This is a genomic window from Aliikangiella coralliicola (assembly GCF_007004725.1).
GTDB lineage: Bacteria > Pseudomonadota > Gammaproteobacteria > Enterobacterales > Kangiellaceae > Aliikangiella > Aliikangiella coralliicola.
The window spans coordinates 338,600-353,463 of the sequence record NZ_ML660164.1 but is presented as its reverse complement, the minus strand read 5'-3'; the positions used below and the strand labels follow the sequence as shown (position 1 = coordinate 353,463).

The 14,864-nt window shown below is 41.9% G+C and carries 13 protein-coding genes; 8 read left to right on the top strand and 5 right to left on the bottom strand.

Features of this window, described 5'->3' with window-relative positions; genetic code table 11:
- Nucleotides 1-106 precede the first annotated feature (106 nt).
- Both FLL46_RS12745 and FLL46_RS12740 read left to right on the top strand, forming a co-directional pair.
- Complete coding sequence (locus FLL46_RS12745; RefSeq protein ID WP_142893926.1) at nucleotides 107-571, top strand: hypothetical protein; 465 nt, start codon at nucleotides 107-109, stop codon at nucleotides 569-571.
- A gap of 79 nt (nucleotides 572-650) precedes the next feature.
- Nucleotides 651-872 carry a hypothetical protein gene (locus FLL46_RS12740; protein ID WP_142893924.1) on the top strand — a complete coding sequence of 74 codons (222 nt, stop codon included), beginning with the start codon at nucleotides 651-653 and terminating at the stop codon, nucleotides 870-872.
- Nucleotides 873-1,050: 178 nt separating this feature from the next.
- On the opposite strand, the gene FLL46_RS12735 is transcribed toward FLL46_RS12740, so the two are convergent.
- From FLL46_RS12735 to FLL46_RS12720, 4 genes are all read right to left on the bottom strand, one after another.
- Complete coding sequence (locus FLL46_RS12735; RefSeq protein ID WP_142893922.1) at nucleotides 1,051-1,452, bottom strand: hypothetical protein; 402 nt, start codon at nucleotides 1,450-1,452, stop codon at nucleotides 1,051-1,053.
- A 414-nt stretch (nucleotides 1,453-1,866) separates the two neighbouring features.
- Nucleotides 1,867-2,151 (bottom strand): hypothetical protein, encoded by a 285-nt coding sequence (locus tag FLL46_RS12730; RefSeq protein WP_142893920.1) that lies wholly within the window; start codon nucleotides 2,149-2,151, stop codon nucleotides 1,867-1,869.
- Nucleotides 2,152-2,427: 276 nt separating this feature from the next.
- Nucleotides 2,428-3,033, bottom strand: a complete 606-nt coding sequence (locus FLL46_RS12725) for a cupin domain-containing protein (RefSeq protein WP_142893918.1) — start codon at nucleotides 3,031-3,033, stop codon at nucleotides 2,428-2,430.
- On the bottom strand, nucleotides 3,030-3,584 hold the full coding sequence (locus FLL46_RS12720) for a sigma-70 family RNA polymerase sigma factor (RefSeq protein ID WP_142893916.1): 555 nt from the start codon (nucleotides 3,582-3,584) through the stop codon (nucleotides 3,030-3,032). Before FLL46_RS12720 ends, FLL46_RS12725 begins: the two co-directional genes overlap by 4 nt.
- A 336-nt stretch (nucleotides 3,585-3,920) precedes the next feature.
- On the opposite strand from FLL46_RS12720, the gene FLL46_RS12715 reads away from it, so the two are divergent.
- From FLL46_RS12715 to FLL46_RS12695, 5 genes are all read left to right on the top strand, one after another.
- A complete protein-coding gene (locus FLL46_RS12715; protein ID WP_142893914.1) occupies nucleotides 3,921-4,580 on the top strand; it encodes a hypothetical protein in 660 nt (219 codons plus the stop codon).
- A 166-nt stretch (nucleotides 4,581-4,746) separates the two neighbouring features.
- A complete protein-coding gene (locus FLL46_RS12710) occupies nucleotides 4,747-5,898 on the top strand; it encodes a retropepsin-like aspartic protease family protein (protein ID WP_142893912.1) in 1,152 nt (383 codons plus the stop codon).
- 343 nt (nucleotides 5,899-6,241) lie between these two features.
- Entirely contained in the window at nucleotides 6,242-6,493 is a 252-nt protein-coding gene (locus tag FLL46_RS12705) for a DUF4212 domain-containing protein (protein WP_142893910.1), read from the top strand.
- Entirely contained in the window at nucleotides 6,493-8,229 is a 1,737-nt protein-coding gene (locus tag FLL46_RS12700) for a sodium:solute symporter family protein (protein WP_142893908.1), read from the top strand. Before FLL46_RS12705 ends, FLL46_RS12700 begins: the two co-directional genes overlap by 1 nt.
- A gap of 96 nt (nucleotides 8,230-8,325) precedes the next feature.
- Nucleotides 8,326-8,760 (top strand): hypothetical protein, encoded by a 435-nt coding sequence (locus tag FLL46_RS12695; protein WP_142893906.1) that lies wholly within the window; start codon nucleotides 8,326-8,328, stop codon nucleotides 8,758-8,760.
- A 43-nt stretch (nucleotides 8,761-8,803) separates the two neighbouring features.
- On the opposite strand, the gene FLL46_RS12690 is transcribed toward FLL46_RS12695, so the two are convergent.
- On the bottom strand, nucleotides 8,804-10,750 hold the full coding sequence (locus tag FLL46_RS12690; protein WP_281281964.1) for an AMP-binding protein: 1,947 nt from the start codon (nucleotides 10,748-10,750) through the stop codon (nucleotides 8,804-8,806).
- A 263-nt stretch (nucleotides 10,751-11,013) separates the two neighbouring features.
- Here FLL46_RS12690 and FLL46_RS12685 point away from each other — a divergent pair, with 263 nt between their 5' ends.
- Nucleotides 11,014-14,841, top strand: a complete 3,828-nt coding sequence (locus FLL46_RS12685) for a NahK/ErcS family hybrid sensor histidine kinase/response regulator (protein ID WP_142893904.1) — start codon at nucleotides 11,014-11,016, stop codon at nucleotides 14,839-14,841.
- Nucleotides 14,842-14,864: the final 23 nt, after the last annotated feature.

Here is a 14,864-nt window from a genome sequence, read left to right as displayed (position 1 = left end):
CAGGATTATTTAAATTAATTTTTTTCTGTTTAATATTACTCGTGCTTGCAAGCATCATTAACACTTATTGACGTATTTAATTTCTCTAACTCAAAAAGGAAAAAAAATGTTTTTGAAAAAAATATTGCTTGTAACTTCGTTTTCATTATTCACAATTTCAAATGTCGCAGTAGCCGACTCTCGCTCTTCAGCCGGCGACAACTTATCCGGCGCAGAGCAAAAGATCACTTCTGCCGATGGCGAGCTGAAATTTTCGGGTTATCTCAATTTAACTTGCGCATCACCGGAAACCTGCGGAACTTATTCTTCGGGTTGGCACAAAGCGAAAGTCTATTCAAAGTTTACGCCCGGCATTCCGCCAAGTTTAGAAATGCGAATCTATTGGAAAAAAAATGTGCCGGCTGGCATAGCAGCAGGTCGTCATGTTGCCAAAGCCATTGGTGATGGCTGCCCCGACGGTTCCAACATGACTGCAACCTGGTTATTGGACTCTAACGGTACGCCGATCTATGCAGTATCAAAAGATTGCAATGGTTTAAGGCACGAGTTCAATGTTAGTCAGTTACCTTAATTCACAAAATAATTTCAGACATGACTTTTAACCGACAGAATAGTCTGGAAAAAACTCACATAAGAGAGGTTTTAAAAAAATGGCCAAATCGAGAACTTTATTGTTAACCGCTGCTATTTTGTTTGTAGCGACAGCGGCAACATTTTCAAACAATGAGACAAACTCTCCAAATGTCGCTATGCGTGATATTAGAGCTTGTAATGACGCTTATGATTTGTGCATAAGCAATGCCGGCCCAAGACCAGGTAGATTAGCGAAGTGCGAAGCTCGCTATGAACGTTGCCTTGGGATCGCGATGTAATTATTTGATGTGACTATTTGATAGTGACTATTTGATGTAGTAATCGCGAGACTATTATAGAGAGTTTGTTGGTATGACAAGTTGGGTTTTATGCATTTTAGATCTGCATAAAACCCACCATCGACTTTCTATTTCAACCGGAAAATCATGTCACCGGTTTCGCAATTGTACGACCTTATCAACGACACAAAGGTAATCGAGGATAATCTCTGCACACTGCGCCAAGGTCATAGTAACAAGACTCTTTTTCTACTTCTTCAGAATGACTAAATGGGACAGAAGCGACGCAAGAAACGCTACCGTGTACCCATTCACCATCCACATAAGCACTCACAGGTTGAGAAAGGTAAACTGAAGAGTTCGTTGTTAAACCAACATTTTGTGATAAGAACCTCCCACTACCGGGCGGTAAGTTCGAGCCTCCCGTCGGCGTCGCATAACAACTCGCATTTCCTTGAAAGTAACTCACCGTCTCGAAATAAGTTCGACATATTTTATAATCCTCCCAGGGAACAGCCTGAACTGCAGCTGAAAAAGAACCAAACAACAAAACTGCCCAAATTGATTTTACTAATTTCATGTTTTTTTCCTTTTGTTATTAAGTATGATTTGCCTGCAAACACCACAAATAAACAGACGAAAAAAATATACACCCGCCTCCCTGTACTGACAATGACAAACAGAGTCAACTTCAAACATGTAATTTAGCAGTCACAATTTCTTTTATTAGCCCTTAACTAAAAACATTATTATTAATTAATCTTAAACGCCAATTTATCAAGAAAAATTAGGTAAAAAGCCCAATTAACAAAAATAAACAATGAACATCAAAAAACAGCAAAATAAATATTAATTTATTTTTTATCTCGCACAGAAATTTTAACAGCAAAAAGCTATTACAAAGAAAAAAATATCGTTTTGAAGACACTACTAAAAAAGTTGAGATAATCTCAATTCGTTTATTTTTTATTTGAGATTTTATTAGCTACAAAATTTAAACATCAGCAGGCTCAAGCAATAAGTTTTTGACTAGAGAGCATACCAGCCTACCTGTTTTAGCGTCTCTATACTGATGTTCAGGCGCAAACATCTCGCTTCCCTTTTTATCCTCAACTGAGTGACATTTAGCGGAAACCAGTAAGTCATCCTGTTGACGGACGCCTTTAAACTTAACGTCAACTTTCGAACTGGGAGTCAAAGTTTCTGACGGAGTAACATTGCTTTTATGAATGTTGAAACTATTTATTTCCGCGCTCACCATGGCTGTTTGATTCGTCATCTTTATCTCTTTCTAGTATTTAAGCGTGAATACTACAACGTAAAATTCAAACTACTGGCTGAAAATCGTGACGAGTGTATATCATTTAAATATTGAGCGATGAGTTATTTGGAAATTTATCACAATAAAACGATAAATATTATTCGTTAAAATCTCACAAGGTTAATACCGATAAGGTTTCGTTCTAAAAATGGTGTAATTGACAACAGCTCTCCAGGCAAAGATTACATCATGCACTTAGAAAAATAATTTACGGCAATAAAAATAGCTGTATATTCAATAAGCAGCAGGACTTTTTAAAATGCCAAGTATCACACTTTGTGAGTCACCAGCAGTGACTTGATGTTCACTTCCCTTTGGCTTGAATACAATATCGCCGGGATAGTAAAGATTATTTGAATTTTCAAAAACCTCCCCTTGCAAAACCATAACTGTTTCATCTTCACGGTGAATATGGCGTGGAATTTTGGTTCCCACTTTCATGTACACCAATCCGCACTCAGCTTGTTTAACTTTTGGGCCACCATCAAAATGCATAAAAAAGATACCTTCAGGTTTAAACAACTTCCAGACAGTTCGATTGAGTTCATTTATATCACAACTCAGGTGCTCAAACAGCGATTCAACTTCACTAACCGAAAGGTCAAACAAACGTCCAAAACGAGCCCGATAAGCCACCAGCCGCTCAGGGCACTCTATTGAGCTGAGCAAGTTTTGTTTAAGTCTTTCAGAAGGTTTTAAAGGCGAAGGTAGTGCGAACTTCCGCCCGTTAAACTCCAGCATCTCAAATAGTTTATTTTTCATCGCTGGGTTAATCTTATTCTCGCTTATAGACCTGTCTTTTGATTTTAGCGGTTGATTATTGATTATCTCTTTTTTCATAATTTAACCTCAGCAGGCTTTACTAACAATTGACGTAACTTGTTAACCGCAGAAAATAAACGGGATTTGACGGTGCCAATTGGAATATCGCACTGTTCTGCAATTTCCTGGTAGGTCAAGCCTTTCCTGTAACCTAAATCCAATACCAGTTTTTGCGTATCTGTCAGTTTAGCAACCGCTCGTTCTACGCTCCGATAATCGAGGAGTCGTTGATGATTTTCGCCAGCTTCTAGTTCAATTGTATGATCACTGCAACTTGAGCGCCATTTAATGGCTCGCAAAGCGCGCAGCCGATCAATTGCCCGTGACTTGGTCATTATCGATAACCACGAATACAAACTGCCACGTTCACAATCATAAAGATGCACTTTGTGCCAGGCTTCCAGAAACACATCGTGGAGAAGATCTTCCGCATCTGCTTTGTCTTGTAAAATTTTGATAGCTACTCTTAGTAACCGCGATGCATAAAGATCATAAAGCAAACTCAATCCCTCGGTCTCTTTATTAAGTAGCTTATAAACTATCGGTTTTTCATCTTCCTTTGATATCATCCATTTCCTCCAGTACTGCCTGACATTTATCAACTCGCGTCCAGACTAATAGCACGGCCGACACTCTTTCCCTACCGAGTTTTCTTTCGAATACTTCTCCGGGCTAGCTTTCGAGAAAAGCAAATTTATTTATTAGTTGTATACGAGAGTCATCAAGAATTGGTTCGATTTAATTGATAAATTTTTTTTGAACAATTTTTCAGAACATTGCGTAGTACAAGATAGCGAATCAAATATTAAAAATGGTTGGCCCCTCTTAGTTAATATTTTGCTTCGCTAAAAAGCATATTAAAGCTAAGTCAATACAACGATTAATTACTTTAAGGAGAACACTCAATGGAATCATCATGCTGCAATACCAAAACTGTAATGCCGGAAGTTAAAACAGTGTCGATTCCCGTGAAAGACATCATGCAAGATCTGTCAGCGGACTTACCCAACTTTAGTTGGGGAGGAAATACTGTTTTTGAAGATACCGATCCGGTAATTCATCGACTGGTCGGAAACGTAAACAATGTTCCTTTTGAACATTTTAAAATGATTTCTTTTCGCGAGAATGCAATGACTGAGGAGTGGGACGAAAGAAAATTTATCGGGAAAATTTCGAACGAACCTTTCGACTATACCTTGTCCGTCAAAAAACATGATTCACTATTTGATATCAGCGCAACCATTCGCGAACCAGCAATTCCTGATATGCCAAATATATCAATCACGCTTGATCCACAAAGTGGAAAAGTGATATCAACCTGTCCTAATATTCTCGACTTACCCGAAGATAACGATAGTTTTCTCGATCCAGTTTCCACGATGGTATTCCTGGCGTCAAACAGGCAGCAAGAATACAATAAAACCTGCTTAATAACGGTGCTTGGTTTTACCTTTCTATCTTGTGGACCGTTGTTGCTAGCTCCCGGGGTTGGGACTGCGGCCTTTGTGTTATGTGCCGGGCCAGCACTCGCTGCGGCTGTCATTGGTTGTAAGAAAAAGCCTTAATCTTTCCGGAAAATACTGAGGCGGTAGCCGCCTCAGTAAGACTTCTATTTATCCTCTATGCATTTGTTACATTTGTTATCCCTTACCATCAATCAGGTGAAAAACTAACTCCGCTCTTAGATTCTTGGTATACTGGCCACTTAACAAATAGAAAAGTTTAGGGCTAATGGTACGAACAATTTTATTTATTTTGGTCAGCGTTCTTATCGGTTGGATTATCGGCAGCCAGACCGCAAAACAAAACCAGCTTGATTCATCATTAGCAGCAGAAGTCTGCCCTCAATTTGCTAGTCAGGCAGAAGATTTTCCAAACGACGATCTTACTCTCCCTGAACCTGGTAACACTTTTACCGAATGTCCCTCAGTTAATTCACCGGTAACAGCAAACCGTGACACTGACGTGCTGATATCAAAGCTTTTAAAAAATAGAAGCATTCTTCCTGAAGATCTTTTTACTCTCGATCATTGGAATTTGCTTGAGGAATTTATCGATTACATCACTGAACTCGATCTTTCTACCAGCGACATTCACCGACTTAGAGCAAAAGCTTTTGTCTATTTTGATCGAAATTACCCTCTGGCGCTGGAGGAACTTTATTCTGCTAAACAGTCGGCAATTAACCAACATGTGACTAACATTATTCAAGGTGAAATTAACGCGTTAACCAATTACGTAATCCGAGATTTTTTCTCTATTGCACCGACAGTTTCCGCAAAAAGTTTTATGGAAACAATGAACCTGGTCCACGAAAAACAACCAAACTATATACCGGTGATTTCAGCGTTAGTAAAACACCATCTTTTAACCGGAGATTTATCTCTTGCCGAAACCTATGTTAATAATATTCCGCCCAATGAAGAAAACCAGATAGCCATTGATATCCTGAAAGGCCGGCTTGATGCAGCCATTAACAACGCTGAACCCACCAAACCAGGAATTCCACTACAAAAACACGGTAATCATTATATGGTGAAAGCGACTATCAATGGAGATATTACTTTGAGTCTGTTGCTGGACACAGGAGCCAGCGCCACCGCGGTTTCCTATCAAACCATGCGAGCAATGTTAAGGGCGTCAAGTCAAATACGAAATTTAAACATCTCTCGCTACATTAACACCGCTAATGGAAGAAACAGAGTCCATCTATTTCAAGCAAAAGAATTAGATGTTGGTGGTTTTACTTTAACCAATCCGCTAATCATCCCGACCAACCTTGGCGAAGATAATCAAATTCATGGCTTGCTCGGCATGGATTTTTTGGGGCAATTTCAATTCAGAATCGATCATGAGAATTCGCTTTTGTATCTTATTAATTAACCTGAGGTTAATTAGTTATATTACCGCCCTCATCTGTTGAGTTCTTTCAATCACATTATCTCAACAGTATATTGTACCGTTCTCAATCACAGCAGAGGTCCCTACCAATCCGTGTTTTCGACTCACAAATTGCTGCTATAATCCTTACTTATCATTGCTTTACCTTTAGCGCAGATAATCCTGTAGACTAAAGTTTAATAGGACATAACAAGAAATGTTGTTAGGGTGTAATTAACATGAGATATAGACCATAAGAAAGACTCAGAAGTCCTGTATGGTTGTTAAATACTCATCCTGATTAACGATTAAGAAAAACAAATATCAAAACTTCCGGGAGGACACCGTGGAAAACAATCATTCCTACTGGCGAGAAAATCTTCGCTTAATATTCATCTGCCTTGCTATCTGGTTTGTTGTTTCATTTGGCTTTGGGTTGCTGCTGGTTGAACCACTCAACGAAATTCGCCTTGGGGGATACAAATTAGGTTTCTGGTTTGCTCAGCAAGGTTCTATTTATACTTTTGTCGCCCTTATTTTCTGGTATTCACATCAGATGAACAAACTTGATAAAAAACACAATGTGGAGGAGTCGTAATGGACGAGTTACAACTCTACACCTACATCGCGGTTTTCGGATCATTTGCTATGTATTTTGCGATTGCCTGGTGGGCAAGAGCGGGGTCTACCAGTGACTTCTATGTCGCCGGCGGTGGTGTCACTCCTGTTCAAAATGGGATGGCGATCGGTGCCGACTGGATGAGCGCGGCATCATTTATTTCTATGGCCGGATTAATTGCATTTTTAGGATATGGCGGATCGGTCTTTTTAATGGGCTGGACCGGCGGTTACGTGCTGCTGGCAATGTTACTCGCACCTTACATGCGTAAACACGGTAAATTTACCGTGCCAGAGTTTATTTCAGATCGTTATTATTCAAAAACCGCCAGAATCGTCGCAGTGGTCTGCCTGATCATTGCTTCACTGACTTATATCATCGGTCAGATGAAAGGCGTCGGTGTCGCTTTTTCTCGATTTCTTGAAGTGGACTATGGTCTCGGTTTAGGCATTGGTATGGCAGTGGTTTGGGTGTACGCGGTTTTAGGCGGCATGAAAGGAATTACTTACACTCAAATTGCACAATACTGTGTATTAATATTTGCTTATACCATTCCCGCAGTTTTTATCTCATTACAGTTAACCGGAAATCCAATTCCCCAATTGGGATTAGGTAGTACACTTGCCGATGGTAGCGGTGTTTATCTGTTAGACAAACTCGACCAGGTAGTCACAGATCTCGGCTTTAAAGAATACACCACAGATAATCTTGGCGGCACCTTAAATATGTTCGCCTATACCCTGTCACTGATGATTGGTACCGCTGGATTACCTCACGTCATCATGCGTTTCTTCACCGTACCGAATGTTCAGGCAGCCCGTTCGTCTGCCGGTTATGCGCTGGTATTTATCGCGCTGTTATACACAGTTGCCCCAGCCGTCGGCGCAATGGCGAGGTTGAACTTAATGAACACAATAGTTCCTGCCGCTGGCGAAAATCTTGACTACGCGGAACGACCTCAATGGTTTAAGGACTGGGAAAAAACCGGCCTGCTAACCTTTGAAGATAAAAACGGTGACGGCAAAATCCAGTACACTTCAGATAAAGCGACCAACGAGATGGTTAAGGTGGACCGCGATATCATGGTGTTAGCAAACCCGGCTATCGCTAACTTGCCTAACTGGGTAATCGCGCTGGTTGCTGCAGGTGGTTTGGCCGCTGCACTATCTACCGCCGCAGGGCTTTTATTAGCAATTTCCTCCTCGGTTTCTCACGACTTAATGAAAGGTGTATTGACGCCTGATTTAAGCGAGAAAAACGAATTGTTAGCCAGTCGAATCGTGATGACAATTTCAATTTTAGTCGCCGGATACCTCGGGCTTAATCCGCCAGGCTTTGCCGCCGGAACGGTAGCGCTGGCATTTGGCCTGGCAGCCTCCTCTATCTTTCCGGCATTGATGATGGGCATTTTCTCCAAAACAATGAGTGGTCGCGCCGCTATCTGGGGTATGGTCGCGGGTATTGGTATCACCATGCTTTATGTGTTCCAACATAAAGGAATCATGTTTATTCCTGGAACCTCCTTTTTAGGTGGCATGGAAGCGAACTGGTTCTTTGGCATATCACCTAACGCTTTCGGCGCGGTTGGTGCTTTGGTTAACTTCGCTGTTGCCTTCGCGGTGCTGAAAGTAACCGGTCCAGCGCCAAGTAACATTCAGCAATTGGTTGAGAACTTTCGCATTCCACGTGGCGCAGGTGTCGCTCACGAACATTAATAAGCCAATATTACTTCAAATAAAAGGCTCCTTAACGGGGCCTTTTCTTACGAAATCTGAAAATACTCGTCATCATATACAACGCTGAGGAAAGTTATGAACAGGCACACCAAACTCGCAATTTTTGTCGCCCCATTCCTGATGGTGATTGGTTACATTGGTTCTGATTATTTTCTTGAGTATCAAGCCGAACAAACGCAATTATATCAATTAGAACCAGACGGCCCTTGTTACGTACTGGCAGAAGAATGCGTTTTGAAATCGAACGAGTTTAAAATTAATGTGCTCGACAAAAACGGAACCACAATCGTTAACTCAACCTTTCCCCTAGACGCGGCAATTCTCTTTCTGGTGGATGAAAATGACGTCAGCGACGCCTACGCTTTGTCAATGGGAGAAAACCCTTACTACTGGCAAAGTGAAACGCCGTTACGTCAACGGCATTTAGCTTCAAAAGAAAAGCAAAAGCTACGTATTATTGCGACAATAAAAGGGGGAAAATATATTAGCGAGTTTTACAGTCAGAGATAGCCTGTTGCGGATGGTCTAAGGCAACAGGTCTTATACAATCAGCCTAATTCAATCGGTCTAGCGCGATTTCGATTTCATCTAAAATTTTAGGATCATCAATCGTTGCCGGTATCGAGTATGCTTGCTTTTGAGCAATCTGCTTCATTGTCGCACGCAAAACTTTACCTGAACGTGTCTTCGGCAAAGCTCTCACAGGAACTGATGTTTTAAAACTGTAAACAGCGCCCAATTTTTCTCTTACCATTTGAACACAAGCGCGTTGAATCTGTTCGAGTGGATTCTGCGTCTGACAGTTAAGGACAATCAACGCTAAAGGGATCTCGCCTTTTAGTGCACAAGACTTACCTATCACCGCACACTCTGCAATATCTTCATGGCCGGCAATCACCTGTTCGATTGCGCCGGTTGATAATCGATGGCCCGCAACATTGATAATGTCATCGGTTCTAGACATGACAAATACGTACCCATTTTCATCAATATAGCCCGCATCGCCAGTTTCATAATAACCAGGATAACTGGAAAAATAACTCTCTTCAAAACGCTTTTCGTCATTCCATAAACCGGTAAAGGTACCCGGAGGTAAAGGCGTTTTTATTACCAGCGCACCGACGCTTCCCTTTGATAGTTTTTGCCCGCCTTTATCAACCACAAAAAGTTCATAACCAGGAACCGGCATAGTGGGCGATCCGTCAACGACTGGTAGCGCTTCAACTCCCAGACAATTTGCGCAAATAGACCAACCGGTTTCAGTTTGCCACCAATGGTCGATCACCGGAACATTTAATTGTGTTTGCGCCCAGTGTAGCGTATCCGGATCCGAGCGCTCTCCAGCTAGAAACAGCGCTGATAATGAAGTTAAATCAAAATCCCCCTGTCGCACCAAATCACCGGCCGGATCTTCTTTTTTAATCGCTCGAATAGCCGTCGGCGCAGTGAATAAAACCTTAACTCGATGCTTTGCGATAATCCGCCAGAAGGCGCTGGCATCAGGAGTTCCTACTGGTTTGCCTTCGTATAAAATCGTTGTGTTACGGTTTAGTAGCGGCCCGTAAACAATATAAGAATGACCCACCACCCAACCTATATCCGAAGCGGCCCAATAAACATCTCCCGGGACAACATTGTAAATTGCGCGCATACTCCACTGAAGGGCCACACAATAGCCACCGGTGTCTCTGATCACGCCTTTCGGTTTTCCTGTAGTGCCTGATGTGTATAAAATATACAAGGGGTCCGTCGATTTGACTGGCACACAATCAGCACTTTCTGCCTTATCGATAAAATCATTCCAGTCAATATCTCTAGGTTGATCAAGTTTCGCCGTTTGTTGCGGTCGTTGATAAATCACCTGAAATTCTGGAGTGTGTTGCGATAACTTTAAAGCTTTGTTCAATAAAGCTTTGTAGTCAATAATACGCTTTACCTCAACACCACAAGACGCGGCAATAACCGCTTTCGGTTCGGCATCATCAATTCGAGTGGCTAATTCATTTGCGGCAAAACCGCCGAACACAACCGAGTGAATAAGACCCAGTCTGGCACAAGCCAACATAGCCACAACAGCCTGTGGAATCATCGGCATATAAATCAGTACGCGATCGCCTTTAGTTAAACCTTTAGCAGCTAACGCACCGGCAAACTGGCTCACGTGAAATAGTAAATTGGCGTAGGTAATTTTTTGCGAAACGCCAGTCACCGGGCTCTCATAAATAATCGCAGTCTGTTCACCATGGCCTTGTTCAACGTGGTAATCGAGAGCACTATAACAAGCATTCAGTTGACCATCAGCAAACCAATCTGCCGTGTGTCTCTTTTCTGTTTGTTCTGAGCCCTCAGACTCCACCTTCCCGGGTTTTGATAGCGCGTAGCTCGGCGGTTTAAACCAGTGCACCTGGCTGGCAGCTTCAAGCCAGAATTTTTCGGGATCTCGAATAGCTTCTTGATAAAGCGCACTTATGCCGGTTGAAGAATTTTGTTTTGCCATCATCTAATTTGCCTCGTTACATCCCGTATTACCCTATCACTACCGGTATTGCCCTATCCCTCATAGAAACGATAGATCTGCAGACTTTTTATGCATAAAACAAAACCGTTACCATCAACTTACTGAATTTTGCACAAGAATTCTTTTCGACTTTAGTCTAAACCGGAGCAATTTCTCCATGATACGAAGGCTCCGCGATTGACTCCAAAGGCAATAACCCATATCTTTGATCAATAAAAACTTAACTCAATCAGGACAGGCTTTCTGTGATCTCCACTCTACAAATAATCGTGATTGCATTTGCCTACGTTTGCCTGCTGTTTTTGATTGCTTACACCAGCGACAAAAACAAACCAAGACAAATATCATCAAAAAGAAAAGCGCTGGTTTACAGCTTTTCACTCGCTATTTATTGTACCTCATGGACTTTTTACGGCGCGGTCGGTAGTGCAGCAAAAACAGGTTGGGGCTATTTGCCAATTTACCTGGGCCCAATATTAGTTTACACCTTGGGCTGGCCGCTGCTAGAAAGATTCGTGCGCGTTGGACACGAACAGAATACCACTTCAATTTCAGACTTTATTGCCTCAAGATTCGGAAAATCACAGAGCATCGCAGCGATTGTGACCGTGATCGCGATAATCGCGATTTTGCCTTATATTGCATTGCAACTCAAAGCCATCACCATGAGTATTCAAGTATTTGATGCGCAACAGGACCTGTTTTCCAATCATCATTTCAATGCACTTTTAATCACATTTTTACTGATTATCTTTTCGATATTGTTCGGCACCCGAAACCTGGACGTCACTGAACATCAATATGGCATGATGAACGCAATTGCTTTTGAATCGATCGTTAAGCTGATTGCATTTTGTGCGGTAGGTCTGTTTGCATTGTTCTCGATTTTTGACGGCCCAACATCATTGCTTAATGCAATCACGAATGACGTGCAACTTAGCCAGTTATGGTTAAATGGTATTGATACCGAAAACTTCTTAACCCAAATGCTGCTTGCCAGTGCTGCAATATTTTGCCTGCCAAGGCAATTTCATGTATCGGTGGTTGAGTACCACCAGCCGGATGATCTTCGTTATGCCCGTTGGATTTTCCCTACTTATCTGCTGCTGATCTCTCTGTTTGTGATCCCCATTGTTGTTGCAGGAAGCCAATATTTCTCATCGGCAGCCTATGTCAATTCACCGGTCAATGCAGACACCTTTATTCTCGCTTTACCCCTCGCCGAAAAACAAAGTCTATTAAGCGCAATTGTGTTTATCGGCGGACTATCAGCTGCCACAGGTATGGTTATCGTTGCAACGGTAGCGCTGAGTACCATGATTAGCAATGACCTGGTTTTGCCGGTAATTCTGAAAAATACCAATTCGCACCATTTTAAAGATAAGCAATTCAGTCAGAAAATGTTACGCATCAGACGCGTAGCAATAGCCTCTTGCTTAATACTATCTTATGGCTTTTATCGGCTGCTTGATAAGAGCCAGTCATTGGCGTCCATTGGTTACCTGTCTTTTACCGCCGTGCTCCAATTTATGCCTGCATTGCTCTGCGCACTCTTCTGGAGTAAAGCAACCAAGCTCGGCGCAATTGCGGGTCTACTAAGCGGCACAGCTTGCTGGTTTGTGCTCACCTGGCTACCTAGCATAAGAGGCGAGTATTTGCTGTCTTCGGAAACCAGTTTTTCGGGTTTTTCTATTCTGACAGAATCACTAGTGATTTCACTAACCTGCAATTTTTTCGCATTGATAATGGTCTCCAGATTTTCCAGGCAGTCTCTAACAGAAAAGATTCAGGCTTATGCTTATGTTTATGGCTCGCGCAAAGAAATTAATCTGAAAAGCTCTCCGCGAAAATCGCCGCAAGTTTTGGTCAAAGATTTAAAGTCCCTTTCTGCGGCCATCGTCGGAAACGAAAGAATGGTGACCTCTTTCGAAACATTTTCCGATCAATATGACGATAACGACATTGCTGATGAAACGCTGCTAAAACATACCGAAAATATTCTTTCCGCTTCAATTGGCGCCTCTTCCGCGCGCGTGGTTATTCTTTCAGCATTTAAAGACAAAGGAATTAATGTTGAAGATGTTATCAATTTATTGAGCTCGACTTCACAGGCATTAAGATTCAATCGGCGTCTGGTTGAAGTAACGATGGACAATATCACCCAGGGGATCAGCGTGAGTGACGCTGACAAAAATATTATCGGGTGGAATCATAGTTATGAAAAATTGATGAATTATCCAAAAGACTTTTTGAAAGTCGGTTTACCAATTGCCGAAATAATTCGCTTTAACGCGGAGCGTGGTTTTTGCGGCGAAGGCGACGTGCAACAACACATTGATAAACGCCTTGCGCATATTGACTCAGGGCTTAGCTATCGGTTTGAGCGTGTTCGAAACGATGGCATTGTGCTTGATATCGTTGGCAACCCTTTGCCTCAGGGGGGCTATGTAACGACTTATACCGACGTATCAGATTATAAAAAAATTGAATCTGCGTTAAAGGAAAATGAACGTCAGATCAGTATCTACACTGATAACTCGCCCGCCCTCCTTGCCTATTTTGATTCCGAGCTGATTTTTCGCTTTGCTAATAAAGCTTTTGCAAACAGCCTCTACCTGCAAAAAGAAGATATTCTCGGAAAACCTATCGGCGACGTTCTTTCACCTGCAGAAATTGGTTACAAAAGACAGTACATTGAAAAGGCCTTAAGCAATCAAAAACAACATTTTGAATACGCTAACCAGGAAAATGACCGTTACTATCTGGTTACCTATATTCCTAATCTAGACGCCGCTGGAAAAGTCGTTGGTATTTATACGATTTCTCAGGACATTTCGCATCGTCGTAAAGCGGAATTAGCACTCAAGGAAATCAATATTACTCTGGAACAACGTGTCGCCATGCGCACCGAAGAACTTCACACAACGGTTAAAGCTTTAGAGTCAGCAAAAGCTGAAGCTGAGCAAGCCAACCAAAGTAAATCAAAATTCCTCGCCGCTGCAAGTCATGATCTACTGCAGCCATTTAACGCGGCCAGACTTTTTAGTGAAATGTTAAAAGCAGAATCCAACACTATGACCGGAAGTCAGGCTGAGCTGGTAGATAAAACCGATCAAAGTTTAACTGTCGCAGAAAATATCATTCGATCACTCGTCGACATATCGAAACTTGATAGTGGGACCGTTTATCCTTCGGTGCGCGTATTTAATATCTTTGATACCCTCGACTCTTTAGAAAAACAATTTTCGGGGTTTGCACAAAATAAAAATCTTAAATTTAAGTCGCTGAAACGAAACTTCCAGGTAGAAAGTGATCCTGAGCTACTTTATCGCGTGTTACAAAACTTTGTGAGCAATGCTATTCGCTATACACATAATGGTGGTGTTTTTATCAGTTGCCAAAAAAGAAGCGAGTACATTCGAGTATCCGTTTGGGATACCGGGATCGGAATTAAAGCCGACGACCAGGAAGAAATTTTTAGTGAGTTTAAACAACTTTCCGACCCAGCCATTAGCGCGACCGAATCAGGACTGGGATTGGGCCTTGCTATTAGCGAACGAATTTCCGCTATTTTAAACCACCCAATAACACTTCGCTCAGAGTATGGTCGAGGAACAGTATTTCACTTACTGATAAAAAGCGCAGGGCTTGAAATACAACATTCGCCAGAAAAGATAAAACGAACACCACGCCAAAACTCGGCCCTTGCAGACGTAAAAGTATTATGCGTCGATAATGAAATTCAAATCACTGATGCCATGTCAATGTTACTCGAGCGCTGGGGGTGTGATGTGAAGGCGAATCAAGCTGAAACTCAAATCGACGAGTTATTAAACTCTGGCTTCATTCCTGATATTTTGATTGTTGACTATCAACTCGATCAAGGGAAAACCGGGCTGGATTATATCCAGAAAATAAGACACAAAACAGGCTTGGAAATACCGGCGGTTATTGTGACCGCAGACTACTCGCAAACTGTGGAAAATAAAATACAAGAATTTGGTTTGAAGCTATTACATAAGCCAGTTAAACCTGCTGTTTTAAGAGCTACCATGAATAATGAACTTCGATAATTGACCTGGAACAGACACCAACC

Bases quoted from the DNA above. Each gene is read 5' to 3' on its own strand.
- FLL46_RS12700 (WP_142893908.1), top strand. From the start codon at position 6,493: ATGGACGAGTTACAACTCTACACCTACATCGCGGTTTTCGGATCATTT.
- FLL46_RS12690 (WP_281281964.1), bottom strand. From the start codon at position 10,750: ATGATGGCAAAACAAAATTCTTCAACCGGCATAAGTGCGCTTTATCAA.
- FLL46_RS12725 (WP_142893918.1), bottom strand. From the start codon at position 3,033: ATGAAAAAAGAGATAATCAATAATCAACCGCTAAAATCAAAAGACAGG.
- FLL46_RS12715 (WP_142893914.1), top strand. From the start codon at position 3,921: ATGGAATCATCATGCTGCAATACCAAAACTGTAATGCCGGAAGTTAAA.
- FLL46_RS12695 (WP_142893906.1), top strand. From the start codon at position 8,326: ATGAACAGGCACACCAAACTCGCAATTTTTGTCGCCCCATTCCTGATG.
- FLL46_RS12740 (WP_142893924.1), top strand. From the start codon at position 651: ATGGCCAAATCGAGAACTTTATTGTTAACCGCTGCTATTTTGTTTGTA.
- FLL46_RS12710 (WP_142893912.1), top strand. From the start codon at position 4,747: ATGGTACGAACAATTTTATTTATTTTGGTCAGCGTTCTTATCGGTTGG.
- FLL46_RS12720 (WP_142893916.1), bottom strand. From the start codon at position 3,584: ATGATATCAAAGGAAGATGAAAAACCGATAGTTTATAAGCTACTTAAT.
- FLL46_RS12745 (WP_142893926.1), top strand. From the start codon at position 107: ATGTTTTTGAAAAAAATATTGCTTGTAACTTCGTTTTCATTATTCACA.
- FLL46_RS12730 (WP_142893920.1), bottom strand. From the start codon at position 2,151: ATGACGAATCAAACAGCCATGGTGAGCGCGGAAATAAATAGTTTCAAC.
- FLL46_RS12735 (WP_142893922.1), bottom strand. From the start codon at position 1,452: ATGAAATTAGTAAAATCAATTTGGGCAGTTTTGTTGTTTGGTTCTTTT.